Here is a 13,826-nt window from a genome sequence, read left to right on the forward strand (position 1 = left end):
TGATCTGCTTTTGATCTTCGCTACTTCAGGAGGCCGAACGCAGGCGTTGCGATGGGAGGTGACGGGCATCCATGCCCGTCACCTCCCTACGCAAGCCCTGCGCTCGGCCTCCTGAAGTCGCAATCTGCGTCGCCTGACCTATCGCGCGCTGAGAAGCAAGAGCAAGAGCCGGAGCCCTGGGCATTGTGGCAAGCCTGGGGCGAACCCTGCGCGCGCTGCGCGGTCTGCATGTGCTAAGCATACGCTTCATACCTTCGCAGGTGGGTTTTGCCCCCGCGCTTGTGTCATCATGCTCCGACCGCCGGTGAGTCCTCCTATAAGCCTTTCTATGAACAAACCATACGCATTGCTGCTTGCCTTCGCCCTGCTCCAGGGCTGCCAGAGCCTGGCCCCGCAAAAGGCCGAGCCTCCCGTCGCCGAAACCGGCAAGGGCGAGGCGGAAAAGCCCGTGGTGTATGGCTCGTTCAAGCAGGACACGCTGTATAGCCTGCTGGTCGCGGAACTGGCCGGCCAGCGCAACCGCTTCGACATTGCCCTGGCCAACTACACCGACCAGGCAGCAAAAACCCAGGACCCCGCGGTTTCCGAGCGCGCCTACCGCATCGCCGAATACCTCGGCGCCGACGAGCCGTCGCTGGACAACGCACTGGTCTGGGCCCGCAACGACCCGCAGAACCTCGACGCCCAGCGCGCCGCCGCCATCCAGCTGGCCCGCGCCGGCCGCTATGACGACTCCATGGCCTACATGGAAAAGGTACTGCAGGGCCAGGGCGACACCCACTTCGACTTCCTCGCCCTGTCCGCCGCCGAAACCGACCAGAGCACCCGCGACGGCCTGCTGCAAAGCTTCGAGCGCCTGCTGGTGAAATACCCGGACAACGGCCAGCTGGTGTTCGGCAAGGCCCTGCTGCTGAACCAGGACGGCAAGGCCGAAGAGGCGCTGGAGCTGCTCGAATCGCACCCGGCGCACAACGGCGAAATTGCCCCGATCCTGCTGCGCGCCCGCCTGTTGCAAGCCCTGGACCGCGGCTCCGAGGCACTGCCCCTGCTGCGCGGTGCAATTCGCGACAACCCGGATGACAAGCGCCTGCGCCTGACCTACGCCCGCACCCTGGTCGAGCAGGACCGCATCGCTGATGCCAAGGGCGAGTTCCTCAGCCTGGTCCAGCAATACCCGGACGATGACGAACTGCGCTATTCCCTGGCCCTGGTGTGCCTGGAGAACAAAGACTGGGATGAAGCCGAAGGCTACCTGCAGGAACTGGTCGAGCGTGACAGCAACGTCGACGCCGCGCACCTGAACCTGGGCCGCATCCGCGAGGAACGCCACGACCCCGCTGGCGCCCTGCGCGAATACGCCCTGGTCGGCCCTGGCCCCGACTACCTGCCGGCGCAGCTGCGCCAGGCCGACATCCTGATTGCCAACGGCCGCGGCACCGAGGCCTCGCGCCTGCTCGCCGAGGCCCGCGAAGCCCAGCCGGACTATGCCATCCAGCTGTTCCTGATCGAATCGGAGAGCTACAGCAACAACAACAAGGACGCCCAGGCCAGCCAGGTATTGCAACAAGCCATCCAGCGCTACCCCGACGACCTCAACTTGCTGTACACCCGCGCCATGCTGGCCGAAAAACGCGACGACATGGTGCAGCTGGAAAAAGACCTGCGCGCCATCATCGCCCGCGAACCGGAAAACGCCATGGCGTTGAACGCCCTGGGCTACACCCTGGCCGACCGCACCACGCGCTACGCCGAAGCCAAGGCGCTGATCGACAAGGCCCACCAGTTGACCCCGGACGACCCGGCGGTGCTCGACAGCCTGGGCTGGGTCAACTACCGCCTGGGCAACCTCGACGAGGCTGAAACCTACCTGCGCCAAGCCTTTGCCAACTTCCCCGACCACGAAGTGGCCGCCCATCTGGGCGAAGTGCTGTGGGCCAACGGCAAGCGCCGCGAAGCCCGCCAGGTATGGGCCAAGGGCTTCGAAGCCCAGGCCGACAGCCCCATCCTGCGCAAGACCCTCCTGCGCCTGACCGGATCCGAGACCCTTTAACGCCATGTTTTTGCGCCATTGCATCACCTTCACCCTGATCGCCCTGCTGGCCGGCTGTGCCGGCTTTGGTAGCCGCGAGGCCCTGCAAGGTCACGGCGACCCACAACAGTGGCGGGCCCATAAAGAGCAGCTGAGCAGCCTTGATGGCTGGCAGATCAACGGCAAGGTCGGGATCCGCGCCCCGCGCGACTCCGGCAGCGGCACGCTGTTCTGGCTGCAGCGCCAGGACTATTACGACATTCGCCTGGCTGGCCCGCTCGGCCGTGGTGCCGCACGCCTGACCGGCCGCCCCGGCGGCGTGGTGCTGGAAGTGGCCAACCAAGGCCGCTTCGAGGCCTCCAGCCCGGAAGCCCTGCTGGAAGAGCAGCTTGGCTGGCAGCTGCCCGTGTCACACCTGGTCTGGTGGGTGCGCGGCCTGCCCGCCCCCGACAGCAAGAGCAAGCTGACCCTGGACGGCGACAGCCGCCTGGCCAGCCTCGAGCAGGATGGCTGGCAGGTACAGTACCTGAGCTACACCGAGCAGAATGGCTACTGGTTGCCCGAGCGCCTGAAACTGCACGGCAAGGACCTGGACGTGACCCTTGTGGTCAAGGACTGGCAGCCGCGCCAGCTGGGGCACTGATCACATGCAGAAAATCACCCTGCCCGCCCCGGCCAAGCTCAACCTGTGGCTGCATATCATCGGCCGTCGCGCGGATGGTTATCACGAGCTGGAAACCGTGTTCCAGTTTCTCGACCATGGCGACGAACTGAGTTTCGCCGTTCGTGACGATGGCGTGATCCGCCTGCACACCGAGATCGAGGCCGTACCGCACGACAGCAACCTGATCGTGCGCGCCGCACGCAAGTTGCAGGAACAGTCCGGCAGCCCGCTGGGCGCCGACATCTGGCTGACCAAGGTGCTGCCCATGGGTGGCGGCATCGGCGGCGGCAGCTCGGATGCCGCTACCACCCTGCTGGCCCTGGCCCACCTGTGGCAACTGGACTGGGACGAAGACCGCCTGGCCGCACTGGGCCTGAGCCTGGGCGCCGATGTACCGGTATTCGTGCGCGGCCATGCGGCGTTCGCCCAGGGCGTGGGCGAGCAACTGACCCCGGTCGACCCGCACGAGCCTTGGTATGTCGTGCTGGTGCCGCAAGTGTCTGTCAGTACAGTAGAAATTTTTTCACATCCGCAGTTGACACGTGATTCCCTCCCCCTTAATATGCGCCCCGTTCCCGAGGGAAACAGTCGAAATGACTGCCAACCGGTGGTAGAGCAGAGTTATCCAGAAGTTCGCAATGCGTTGAATTCACTGGGTAAATTCACTGAGGCTCGACTAACCGGCACTGGAAGTTGTGTGTTTGGGGCCTTCCCAAACAAAGCCGAAGCTGATAAAGTTCTGGCCCTTCTTTCAGCGACCCAAACAGGGTTTGTGGCGAAAGGAAGCAATATTTCGATGTTGCATCGCAAGCTACAAAGTCTGGTCAAGAAGTCGAGCGCATAAGCGTTCGCAGCAACAGATACAGGGGCGTCGCCAAGCGGTAAGGCAGCAGGTTTTGATCCTGCCATGCGTTGGTTCGAATCCAGCCGCCCCTGCCATTTTCCTTATACTCATCCAGGTATACCCTCAGCCTTCAGGTACTGCGCGTGTCCAAGATGATGGTCTTTACGGGGAACGCTAACCCCGATCTGGCTCGGCGTGTCGTACGTCAGCTGCATATCCCTCTCGGTGACGTCTCTGTCGGTAAATTCTCCGACGGCGAGATCAGCACTGAGATCAATGAAAATGTTCGCGGTAAAGACGTTTTCATTATTCAGCCGACTTGTGCCCCGACCAACGATAACCTGATGGAACTGGTAGTGATGGCCGACGCCTTCCGCCGCTCCTCAGCATCCCGAATCACCGCCGTGATTCCTTACTTCGGATATGCCCGCCAGGACCGCCGTCCGCGTTCGGCACGTGTAGCCATCAGCGCCAAAGTTGTCGCTGACATGCTCACTGTCGTAGGTATCGACCGTGTACTCACCGTCGACCTGCACGCTGACCAGATCCAAGGCTTCTTCGATATCCCCGTCGACAACATCTACGGCTCGCCCGTACTTGTCGATGACATCGAAGACCAGCGTTTCGAGAACCTGATGATCGTCTCCCCGGACATTGGTGGTGTCGTGCGCGCACGTGCCGTTGCCAAGTCCCTGGGCGTCGACCTGGGTATCATCGACAAACGCCGCGAGAAGGCTAACCACTCCGAGGTTATGCACATCATCGGCGACGTCGAAGGGCGCACCTGCATCCTGGTAGACGACATGGTCGACACCGCCGGCACCCTGTGCCACGCGGCCAAAGCCCTGAAAGAGCACGGCGCTGCCAAGGTTTACGCCTACTGCACGCACCCTGTCCTGTCGGGCCGCGCGATCGAGAACATCGAGAAGTCGGTACTGGACGAGCTGGTGGTGACCAACACCGTTCCGCTGTCCGCCGCTGCTCAAGCCTGTGACCGTATCCGCCAGCTGGATATCGCACCGGTTGTGGCTGAAGCGGTCCGCCGCATCAGCAATGAAGAATCGATCAGCGCGATGTTCCGCTAAGCGGAACGCGTGTTGATGTGAAGCGCCCCGCCCCAACATGTGTTGGGGCGGGGCTTTTTTGCCATCCCCGTTGGCGCTGGTCGCAAACGCCTTCGGGGGGCTATTTTGGAGAAACAAAATGACTGATTTTATTCTGAACGCCCAAGCGCGTACTGACCTGGGGAAAGGTGCGAGCCGCCGCCTGCGTCATGCGCTGAGCATCCCGGCCGTTGTCTACGGTGGTGATAAAGAAGCTCAATCCCTGACCATCGTGGCCAAGGAAATCACCAAGCTGTTCGAAAACGAAGCTGCTTTCAGCCACGTTATCGAGCTGAATGTTGACGGCGTCAAGCAGAACGTCATCATCAAGGCTATGCAGCGCCACCCAGCCAAGCAGTTCATCATGCACGCCGACTTCGTTCGCGTTGTTGCTGGCCAGAAACTGACCGCTGTTGTTCCAGTGCACTTCATCAACGAAGAAGCACCGGCCAAGAAAGGCGGCGAGATCTCCCACGTTGTTGCCGAGATCGAAGTTTCCTGCGAAGCCAAAGACCTGCCTGAGTTCATCGAAGTTGACCTGGCCAACGCCGAAGTCGGCACCATCATCCACCTGTCGGACCTGAAAGCTCCGAAAGGCGTAGAGTTCGTAGCTCTGGCCCACGGTGATGACAAAGCTGTTGCCAACGTTCACGCTCCACGCGTTGCTCCAGAAGCAGAAGGCGCTGCCGAGTAATCCACTCGCACGCCGGCGTTGATCGGGTTACAGTGCCGCGCGCACTGTGACCCACCAACTCCAAGGAAGAGCCCCTGACGTGACCGCCATCCAGTTGATCGTCGGCCTGGGTAACCCCGGCCCCGAATACGAACAGACCCGGCATAACGCAGGGGCTCTTTTCGTTGAACGCATTGCCAGCGCCCAGCGTATTTCGCTTACCGCTGACAAAAAGTATTTCGGCCTGACGGCTAAATTCAGCCATCAGGGCAACGACGTTCGTTTGTTGATCCCCACCACCTACATGAACCGCAGCGGCCAGTCCGTAGCGGCCTTGGCCAATTTCTTCCGCATCAAGCCGGAAGCAATCCTGGTGGCACACGACGAACTCGACCTGCCTCCGGGCGTTGCCAAGCTCAAGCGCGGCGGCGGCCATGGTGGGCACAACGGCCTGCGCGACATCATCGCGCAGCTCGGCAACCAGAACGACTTCCACCGCCTGCGGCTTGGCATTGGCCACCCGGGCGACGCCAAACTGGTCTCCAACTTCGTCCTGGGCCGCGCGCCGCGCGCCGAGCAGGAGAAGCTCGACGCCAGCATCGATTTTGCCCTCGGCGTGCTGCCGGACGTGCTTGCCGGCGACTTTGCCAAGGCGATGCGCGAACTGCACAGCCAGAAGGCCTGATTTCCTTTAGAGAGGGGAATACCCATGGGTTTCAATTGCGGCATCGTCGGCCTGCCCAACGTCGGCAAGTCCACCCTGTTCAACGCCCTGACCAAGTCTGGCATCGCGGCGGAGAACTTCCCTTTCTGCACCATCGAGCCAAACAGCGGCATCGTGCCGATGCCCGACGCTCGTCTGGCTGCGCTGGCTGAGATCGTCAAGCCAAACCGCATCCTGCCGACCACCATGGAATTCGTCGACATCGCCGGCCTGGTTGCCGGTGCCTCGAAAGGCGAAGGCCTGGGTAACAAGTTCCTCGCCAACATCCGCGAGACCGACGCCATTGCCCACGTGGTGCGCTGCTTCGAAGACGAGAACGTGATTCACGTTTCCAATAGCGTCGACCCCAAGCGTGACATCGAGATCATCGACCTCGAACTGATCTTCGCCGACCTCGATAGCTGCGAGAAGCAACTGCAGAAGGTTACCCGCAACGCCAAAGGCGGCGACAAGGAAGCCTTGGCGCAAAAGGCCATTCTGGAAAAGCTGATCCCGCACTTCACCGAAGGCAAGCCTGCGCGCAGCCTTATGAAGAACATGGCTGAGGACGAAAAAGCCGTCATCCGTGGCTTCCACCTGCTGACCAGCAAGCCGGTGATGTACATCGCCAACGTCGCTGAAGACGGCTTCGACAACAACCCGCACCTGGACGTGGTCAAGGCCATTGCCGAGGAAGAAGGCGCGGTGGTTGTACCGGTGTGCAACAAGATCGAAGCAGAAATCGCCGAGCTGGACGACGGCGAAGAGAAGGACATGTTCCTCGAGGCCTTGGGCCTGGAAGAGCCTGGCCTGAACCGCGTGATCCGCGCCGGTTACGAGCTGCTGAACCTGCAGACCTACTTCACTGCCGGCGTGCAGGAAGTGCGTGCCTGGACCGTTCGCATCGGTGCCACCGCACCGCAAGCGGCCGGGGTTATCCACACCGACTTCGAAAAAGGCTTCATCCGCGCTGAAGTGGTGGCCTATGACGACTTCATCCAGTTCAAGGGTGAAAGCGGTGCCAAGGAAGCCGGTAAATGGCGCCTGGAAGGCAAGGACTACATCGTCAAAGACGGCGACGTGATGCACTTCCGCTTCAACGTCTGATGGGCGCCGTGGAACTCCACGGTACTTGAAAGACTTCAAAACCCCCGTAATCGCCAAGCGATACGGGGGTTTTGTGTTTAAGGGCCATCCATTTGCAGCACCGGCCGAGAAAAAGCCGGGGCCAGGGTGTTGCTTGGTCAGCGATGGGCCGCAAAGCGGCCCCTGATGTCAGCATCTAAGCTGTGATGGAGCACCCTCCTCCCCCAGAGCCCGCGCCATGCCCGAACCACCGCGCTTCCACTGGCAACGCTGGCTGCCCGGCCTGGTCACCCTGCTCCACTACCAACGCGCCTGGCTAGCCAAGGACATCGCCGCCGGCCTGGTGCTGACCACCATGCTGGTACCCGTGGGCATCGCCTACGCCGAAGCGTCCGGCGTACCCGGTATCTACGGCCTGTACGCCACCATCATCCCGTTGCTGGCCTACGCCCTGTTCGGCCCTAGCCGCATCCTTGTGCTGGGCCCGGACTCGGCACTGGCCGCGCCGATCCTGGCGGTGGTGGTGCAGTACGCTGCCAGCGACCCACAGCGGGCAATCGCCATCGCCAGCATGATGGCGATGGTCGCCGGGGCGTTCTGTGTGATTGCCGGGCTGCTGCGCCTGGGCTTCATCACCGAGTTGCTGTCCAAGCCGATCCGCTATGGCTACATGAACGGCATCGCCCTGACGGTGTTGATCAGCCAGCTGCCCAAACTGTTCGGTTTGTCCGTGGACAGCCAAGGCCCACTGCGGGATATCTGGAACCTGATTCAGGCCTTGCTCGCCGGCCAGGGGCATTGGCCAAGCTTCATGGTCGGTGGCGCCAGTTTGGCGCTGATCCTGCTGCTCAAGCCATTCAAGCGCCTGCCAGGCATCCTCATTGCCGTGGTACTGGCCACGCTGGCGGTGAGCCTGCTGGGGCTAGACCAGCAAGGCGTGAAAGTGCTCGGCAAGTTGCCGCAAGGGCTGCCCAGCTTTGCCTTGCCCTGGGTCAGCGATATCGACCTGGTGGAGGTGCTGCTTGGCGGCATCGCGGTGGCGCTGGTGTCGTTCGCCGATACCAGTGTGCTGTCACGTTCCTATGCCGCACGGCTGAAAATGCCGGTCAACCCGAACCAGGAAATGTTTGGCCTGGGCGTAGCCAACCTCGCCTCGGGGCTGTTTCAGGGCATCCCCATCAGCAGCAGCTCGTCGCGCACACCGGTGGCCGAAGCTGCCGGTTCGCAAACCCAGCTCACCGGCATTATCGGTGCACTGGCGGTCACCCTGTTGCTGCTGGTGGCGCCCAACCTGATGCAGCACCTGCCCAACAGCGCCCTGGCGGCTGTGGTGATTGCCGCAGCAGTGGGGCTGTTCGAGTTCGCCGACCTCAAACGTATATTTCGCATGCAGCAGTGGGAGTTCTGGCTGTCGTTCACCTGCTTCGTCGGCGTGGCGGTGTTTGGCGCCATTCCCGGTATCTGCATTGCGGTGGCAATAGCGGTGATCGAGTTTCTGTGGGACGGCTGGCGGCCGCACCATGCAGTGCTGGGCCGGGTGGATGGCACCCGGGGGTACCACGATGTGCAGCGTTATCCACAGGCCCGACGCATTCCGGGGCTGGTATTGCTGCGTTGGGACGCGCCGCTTTTCTTTGCCAATGCCGAGCAGTTCCAGAGCACAGTGATGGCGGCCGTGGACGAGTCGCCGACGCCGGTGCAGCGGCTGCTGATAGCGGCGGAACCGGTGACCAGTATCGACATCACCTCGGCGGACATGCTGGCCGAGCTGGACCGGGCACTGGAGGCACGCGGGGTGGAATTGCAATTTGCCGAGATGAAGGACCCGGTGAAGGACAAGATGCGGCGGTTCGGGTTGTTTCAGCATATGGGGGAGAAGGCCTTTCACCCCACGGTGGGTGCCGCTGTGGATGCCTATCTGGAAGAAAGTGGGGTTGATTGGCAGCCCTAGGTTCTCTGTGCTGGCTGCTTCGCGTACTCACCCGCGAAGCAGCGCACGCCGAACCCGAAGCCGGTCAATCCAGATCAACATGGCACTGGCATACACCGAGACCGCCAGAAACAAGGCCATGCGCACCGCAAAGGCCTTGTACACATCCTGCCCACCCGCACTGTCCTGCACCGACTGCCCCAGCAAGATCAGCAGGGTGGTCAGGCAACTGACCCAGTACGCCGGGCTCTGCCGGTTGGGCACCGCCTGATACAGCCGCCGCGCCTGCCACAGGACGAACAGCAGCACCCAGAGGAAGAACATCCACAGGTGCACGAACAGGCTCAACGCGCCCCACATCAGTATCGCCAGCAGGCCGGCAAGCAAGGTCGAACCAATCAGCTCTCGGCTGGCATGCCGTGCGCGGGTTTCCCCGGCCTGCTGCCCCAGGCTTACCGCCTTCATGATCAGCGGCATGTACTGGTCCGGGGCAATCAGCGCCAGCAGAAACGCAGGCATCACGATCAGCGTGGCGCGCAATGCCACCCAGCTGACATGCTCGCTGCCCAGCAGCGGTGGTACCGGTTGCGCCGGTGCTCCCGCAGGTTCGGGAAACAGCACATGCGCCAGCGCCGTGCCCAGCACTGCCAGCAGCATGCCTTTGGCCAGCGCTTCGACCACCGACAGCGCCAAGGTGAAGTCGCTGGTGCCGGCGGCGGCGATCATGGTCAGGCCGACCACCAGCAAGTTGGCCAGCAGGCCGTTGCCGCCCTCAAGGGCGTAGCGCAAGGTGAGAAAAACGCCTACGCCCACCAGCAACACCCCGCTCAGCGGTGCGTGGCGCAACAGCGGAATCAGCAACAGCCCGCTGCCACAGGCGAGCAGTACCAGCACCGCCAGGGCCGGCGCCGCTCGCAGGGGCAGTGGCTGGCTGCGCATGGCCAGCAACAGCACGGCGAACACCGGTGCCAGGATCGGCACCGGCAAGCCAATGCCAAAACTCACCGCCAGGCACAGCGCCACACCCCAGGCCAGGCGCAGGGCGCGCAGGCGGCGCAATTCAATAGGCATAGGACAACCAGCTCATCAGCCACATGAACAGCCGGCCCAGCAGGTTCAGCGGGTTACCTTCGCTGGGCAGCGCCATGACCTCGGCCTGCCCGCCTACCCGCAGCCCGCGCTTGTCCGGCAGCTGATCACGCTCCAGCTCGACAATCACCGGAAAGCGCTGGGCCGAACGCAGCCACTCGCGGCTGTTCTGCACGGTGGGCAATGTGCCCGGCGGGGTGCCCTGGCCCACGCTCACGCCGTAGCCGATGCTGCGAATACGCCCCTTCAACACGGTACCGGGCAATGCATCAAGCACCACCAGCACCGGGATGTCGGGGCGCAGGCGGCCGAGGTTGTTCTCGGTCATGTCGGCACTTATCCACACGTCATGGATACTGATCAGGGTCATCATCGGGCTACCCGCCCCGACATAGTGGCCAACGTCGGTGCGCAGGTCGGTGATGAGCCCGTTGGCATCGGCGCGCACCACGGTGCGAGCAAGGTCCAGGCGAGCCTTTTCCACGTTGGCTGCGGCACTGCGCAACTGGGCGTTGTCATCTTGCGCCCCGCCCTGCTGCTCGCGGGCGCGCTGCACTTCGGCACGGGCCGCCGCCACCTGGCTGATGGCTTGGTCGCGGGTAGCCTGGGCGCCTTCCAGGCGGCGCACCGATACCGTGCCGGGGTCCTCATCGATCAGGCGCTTGAGCCGCTCGGCATCCTGCCGCGCCTTGCGCTCGTTGGCCTGGGCTGCCACCAGCGCCGCCTGCGCCGAATCGATGCCGGCGGTACTGGCGCCGATCTGCCGGCGCACCGTATCGAGGTCTGCTTCGGCGCGGGCCAAGGCAATGCGGTACTGCTCCTGGTCGAGTTCGAACAGCACATCGCCCTGGCGCACTTCCTGGTTGTTGCCTACTGCCACGCGCTTGATCTGCCCTGCCACCTCGGCGGCCACCGGTACCACGTAGGCCTGCAGGCGGGCCTGCTGGGTGTATGGCGTGAAGCGGTCGGCCAACAGGTACCAGAGCAGGCTCACGGCGATCAGCAGCAGCACCCAGCGCATGCCGCGATCAGGGGCTGACGGGGGCGTGGCGTCGCTCATTGGCTTTCACCTTGTGCATGTGCGGTGGGGGCTGGCGGGTCGAGCAAGTCGCCCCAGTCGGTACGTTGTTGCATCTGCTGACGCGTGGCTGGGTCGATCGGTGCGCGGCTGGTGTCCCAGCCACCGCCCAAGGCCTTGTACAAGGTCACCAGGCTGCTGACGGCATTACCGCGGCTGACCAGGTAGCCGTCCTGTTGCTGCAATAGCAGTTGCTGGGCGTCGAGCACGCGCTGGAAGTCGGCGAAGCCTTCGCGGTACTGCGAGCTGGCCAGGTTCAGCGAGCGTTGCGCAGCCTGGGAGGCCTGGTCGCGAATGGCTGCACTCTGCAGCGAGCGCACCAGCCCGCTGGCAGCATCGTCGGCCTCGCGGGCGGCTTCGCGCACGCCCTGGTGGTACAGCTCGATCAGTTGCTGCAAGCGGGCATCCTCTACCCGCACCGCGTTCTTGCGCCGGCCGTAGTCGAACGGGTTCCAGATCAGGCTGGGCCCGGCGGCGATGTCGAAGGTATTGGGCAGGTGGCTGGCCGATAAAAAGGTCCAGCCGATACTGCCCAGCAGGCTCAGCTGTGGATAAAGATCAGCCTCGGCCACACCGACCAACGCCGACTGCGCCGCCACCGCCTGCTCGGCCGCGCGGATATCCGGGCGGCGCTGTAGCAGGCTGGCAGGTACGCCCTGCAGCACTGCGCGGTCTGGTAAAGGCAGCTGGCCATGGCCGGCCTCCAGCTGCGCCAGCGGCCCGGGTGGGCGGCCCAGCAATGAACACAGCACGTTGCGCAGGGCGTTGAGCTGGTTCTCGAATTCAGGGATGGTGGCCAGGGTCGCCAGGTATTGAGTGCGCGCTTGCTGCCAGTCGAGTTCGTCATTCTCGCCATGGCGGAACAGCCGTTCGGTAATCTCCAGGCTGCGCGCCTGGCGCTTGCCGTTCTCTTGCGCGATCGCCAGCCGTGCCTCGGCAGTACGCAGGGCAAAGTAGGTGTCGGCCACTTGTGCACGCAGCAACAGCATGGCATCGGCATAGTTGGCCTGAGAGGCGAAGTACAAGGCGTCGGCGCTTTCGATGGCGCGACTGAAGCGGCCCCAGAAGTCGATTTCCCAGCCAATGTCGAAGCCGACGCTGGATTGCCAGAACACCGAATCGCGCGCAGTGGCCGTGCCGGACTGGTTTTGCTTCAGGTACAGGCTCTGCGCACCCAGCTGCTGCAGCTGTGGATAACGCCCGGTCTGCACGATAGCCAGCTGGGCGCGGGCTTCAGCAATGCGCAGGCCAGCCACACGCAGGTTGGTGTTATTGGCGTCGGCCTCGGCAATCAGCGCGTCCAGCATCGGGTCGGCAAACACCGCCCACCACTGGCGCAGGTCGGGTGTTGCGGCGCTACGCCCTGCCTGTTCCAGCAATGGCGTGCTCCAGCCGTCCAGCCACGGCACCTGGGGCTTTTCGAAATCCGGGCCGACCTGGGTGCAGCCGGCCAGCACCATCAGCAGGCCCAGGCCACAGCGGCGGTTGGCCATGGCTCAGGCAGCAGGTGGTGCCGGTTGCTCCGGCACCTGCAGCGCAACCCATTGCCAGAACAACACGTAGGTCACGCCAAGGATCACCGGGCCGATGAACAAGCCGATGATGCCTTTGACCACCATGCCGCCCAGTGCCCCGATCAGCACCACCGGCATCGGTACGTCCACCCCGCGCCCCAGCAGGAGTGGTTTGAGCACGTTGTCGGCCAGCCCGGCGACAAAGGTGTAGATGGCGAAGATGACAGTCGCCACAGTGAAGCCTTCGACGTTGAACACGTAGATGATCACCGGCAGCGTGACCAGGGTGGCGGGGGCCTGGGCAATCCCCAGCATGAGGATGACGATGGCCAGCATGCCGGCCCCGGGCACCCCTTTGACCACAAAGCCAACGCCGATCAGCAGCATCTGGATGAAGGCGATACCGATCACGCCCTGCGCCACGGCGCGAATGGTGGCGGTACACAACTTGGCCAAGGGTTTGCCGCGCTCTTCGCCCGATACCCGCATGGCGATACGCTGCGCGGCGACTTCGCCGCGGTCACCGAAGGCCATGATGACTCCGGAAATGATGATGGCACCGATGAACAGAAAAAAGGCCGCACCGGCGCTGGCCGCAGCGCCTAACACCGTAAGCCCGGCACCCTTGATTTGCGGCATCCACTGATTCAGTACGCTGGCCATGTTTTCGGAGGCCGCTAACCATAGCGCGTGCACCTTCGGCCCGATCAGTGGCCAGGCGGCCACAGACTCAGGTGGCGTCGGCACGCTCCAGGCCCCGCTCTTGAGCAACGTCACCAGGCTGTCCACCGACTCGCCGATTGACATTACCACCAGGTAGATCGGCACCAGCAGCACCACCAATACCAGTAACACCACCAGCGTCGCCGCATAGCCATGCTTGAGCCCGGTACGGCGCTGAAGGCGGCAATGCAACGGGTACAAGGTAACAGCCAGGATCACCGCCCACAGCATCAGCTCAAGGAACGGCTGGAACACCTCGAACGCGAATATCACCAAGGCAGCCACCAGGCCAGCCTTGATCAACACATCGAGCAAGCCCCGCGACAGCGCACTGTCCAGCTTGATACCCGGTTGCATGCTGCACCTCCGAACATTCAGTTCGCGTGTGTC

12 protein-coding genes and 1 tRNA gene are annotated in these 13,826 nt (G+C 63.3%); 9 read left to right on the plus strand and 4 right to left on the minus strand.

Annotated elements, in window-relative coordinates:
- Positions 1-328 precede the first annotated feature (328 nt).
- From ACN6NG_RS25380 to ACN6NG_RS25420, 9 genes are all read left to right on the plus strand, one after another.
- Entirely contained in the window at positions 329-2,050 is a 1,722-nt protein-coding gene (locus tag ACN6NG_RS25380; protein WP_063423721.1) for a tetratricopeptide repeat protein, read from the plus strand.
- A 4-nt stretch (positions 2,051-2,054) separates the two neighbouring features.
- Positions 2,055-2,672 carry a lipoprotein insertase outer membrane protein LolB gene (gene lolB, locus ACN6NG_RS25385; RefSeq protein ID WP_016501508.1) on the plus strand — a complete coding sequence of 206 codons (618 nt, stop codon included), beginning with the start codon at positions 2,055-2,057 and terminating at the stop codon, positions 2,670-2,672.
- Positions 2,673-2,676: 4 nt separating this feature from the next.
- Positions 2,677-3,537: a 4-(cytidine 5'-diphospho)-2-C-methyl-D-erythritol kinase gene (gene ispE / locus ACN6NG_RS25390; protein ID WP_016501509.1), complete on the plus strand. Its 861-nt coding sequence runs from the start codon at positions 2,677-2,679 to the stop codon at positions 3,535-3,537.
- 20 nt (positions 3,538-3,557) lie between these two features.
- Positions 3,558-3,632, plus strand: a tRNA-Gln gene (locus ACN6NG_RS25395).
- Between the two features lie 48 nt (positions 3,633-3,680).
- Positions 3,681-4,622: a ribose-phosphate pyrophosphokinase gene (locus ACN6NG_RS25400; RefSeq protein WP_003247410.1), complete on the plus strand. Its 942-nt coding sequence runs from the start codon at positions 3,681-3,683 to the stop codon at positions 4,620-4,622.
- A gap of 118 nt (positions 4,623-4,740) precedes the next feature.
- Complete coding sequence (locus tag ACN6NG_RS25405) at positions 4,741-5,334, plus strand: 50S ribosomal protein L25/general stress protein Ctc (protein WP_063423720.1); 594 nt, start codon at positions 4,741-4,743, stop codon at positions 5,332-5,334.
- A gap of 79 nt (positions 5,335-5,413) precedes the next feature.
- Positions 5,414-5,998, plus strand: a complete 585-nt coding sequence (gene pth / locus ACN6NG_RS25410; RefSeq protein ID WP_016501511.1) for an aminoacyl-tRNA hydrolase — start codon at positions 5,414-5,416, stop codon at positions 5,996-5,998.
- Positions 5,999-6,022: 24 nt separating this feature from the next.
- Positions 6,023-7,123, plus strand: a complete 1,101-nt coding sequence (ychF, locus tag ACN6NG_RS25415) for a redox-regulated ATPase YchF (protein ID WP_063423719.1) — start codon at positions 6,023-6,025, stop codon at positions 7,121-7,123.
- A 217-nt stretch (positions 7,124-7,340) separates the two neighbouring features.
- Positions 7,341-9,053, plus strand: a complete 1,713-nt coding sequence (locus tag ACN6NG_RS25420; RefSeq protein ID WP_474316799.1) for a SulP family inorganic anion transporter — start codon at positions 7,341-7,343, stop codon at positions 9,051-9,053.
- A gap of 27 nt (positions 9,054-9,080) precedes the next feature.
- On the opposite strand, the gene ACN6NG_RS25425 is transcribed toward ACN6NG_RS25420, so the two are convergent.
- From ACN6NG_RS25425 to ACN6NG_RS25440, 4 genes are read right to left on the minus strand one after another with little or no spacing between them, the layout of a single operon-like run.
- On the minus strand, positions 9,081-10,103 hold the full coding sequence (locus tag ACN6NG_RS25425) for a DUF2955 domain-containing protein (RefSeq protein WP_063423717.1): 1,023 nt from the start codon (positions 10,101-10,103) through the stop codon (positions 9,081-9,083).
- Entirely contained in the window at positions 10,093-11,181 is a 1,089-nt protein-coding gene (locus tag ACN6NG_RS25430; protein WP_063423716.1) for an HlyD family secretion protein, read from the minus strand. Before ACN6NG_RS25430 ends, ACN6NG_RS25425 begins: the two co-directional genes overlap by 11 nt.
- Positions 11,178-12,692, minus strand: coding sequence for an efflux transporter outer membrane subunit (locus ACN6NG_RS25435; protein ID WP_063423715.1), 1,515 nt, complete (start codon positions 12,690-12,692; stop codon positions 11,178-11,180). Before ACN6NG_RS25435 ends, ACN6NG_RS25430 begins: the two co-directional genes overlap by 4 nt.
- 3 nt (positions 12,693-12,695) lie before the next feature.
- Positions 12,696-13,793, minus strand: coding sequence for an AI-2E family transporter (locus tag ACN6NG_RS25440; protein ID WP_063423714.1), 1,098 nt, complete (start codon positions 13,791-13,793; stop codon positions 12,696-12,698).
- Between the last annotated feature and the right edge of the window lie 33 nt (positions 13,794-13,826).

This window comes from Pseudomonas sp. TSO6 (genome assembly GCF_056098905.1).

Coding starts and splice junctions, on each gene's coding strand:
- ACN6NG_RS25380 (WP_063423721.1), top strand. CDS start 329: ATGAACAAACCATACGCATTGCTGCTTGCCTTCGCCCTGCTCCAGGGC.
- lolB (WP_016501508.1), top strand. CDS start 2,055: ATGTTTTTGCGCCATTGCATCACCTTCACCCTGATCGCCCTGCTGGCC.
- ispE (WP_016501509.1), top strand. CDS start 2,677: ATGCAGAAAATCACCCTGCCCGCCCCGGCCAAGCTCAACCTGTGGCTG.
- ACN6NG_RS25405 (WP_063423720.1), top strand. CDS start 4,741: ATGACTGATTTTATTCTGAACGCCCAAGCGCGTACTGACCTGGGGAAA.
- ychF (WP_063423719.1), top strand. CDS start 6,023: ATGGGTTTCAATTGCGGCATCGTCGGCCTGCCCAACGTCGGCAAGTCC.
- ACN6NG_RS25420 (WP_474316799.1), top strand. CDS start 7,341: ATGCCCGAACCACCGCGCTTCCACTGGCAACGCTGGCTGCCCGGCCTG.
- ACN6NG_RS25425 (WP_063423717.1), bottom strand. CDS start 10,103: ATGCCTATTGAATTGCGCCGCCTGCGCGCCCTGCGCCTGGCCTGGGGT.
- ACN6NG_RS25430 (WP_063423716.1), bottom strand. CDS start 11,181: ATGAGCGACGCCACGCCCCCGTCAGCCCCTGATCGCGGCATGCGCTGG.
- ACN6NG_RS25435 (WP_063423715.1), bottom strand. CDS start 12,692: ATGGCCAACCGCCGCTGTGGCCTGGGCCTGCTGATGGTGCTGGCCGGC.
- ACN6NG_RS25440 (WP_063423714.1), bottom strand. CDS start 13,793: ATGCAACCGGGTATCAAGCTGGACAGTGCGCTGTCGCGGGGCTTGCTC.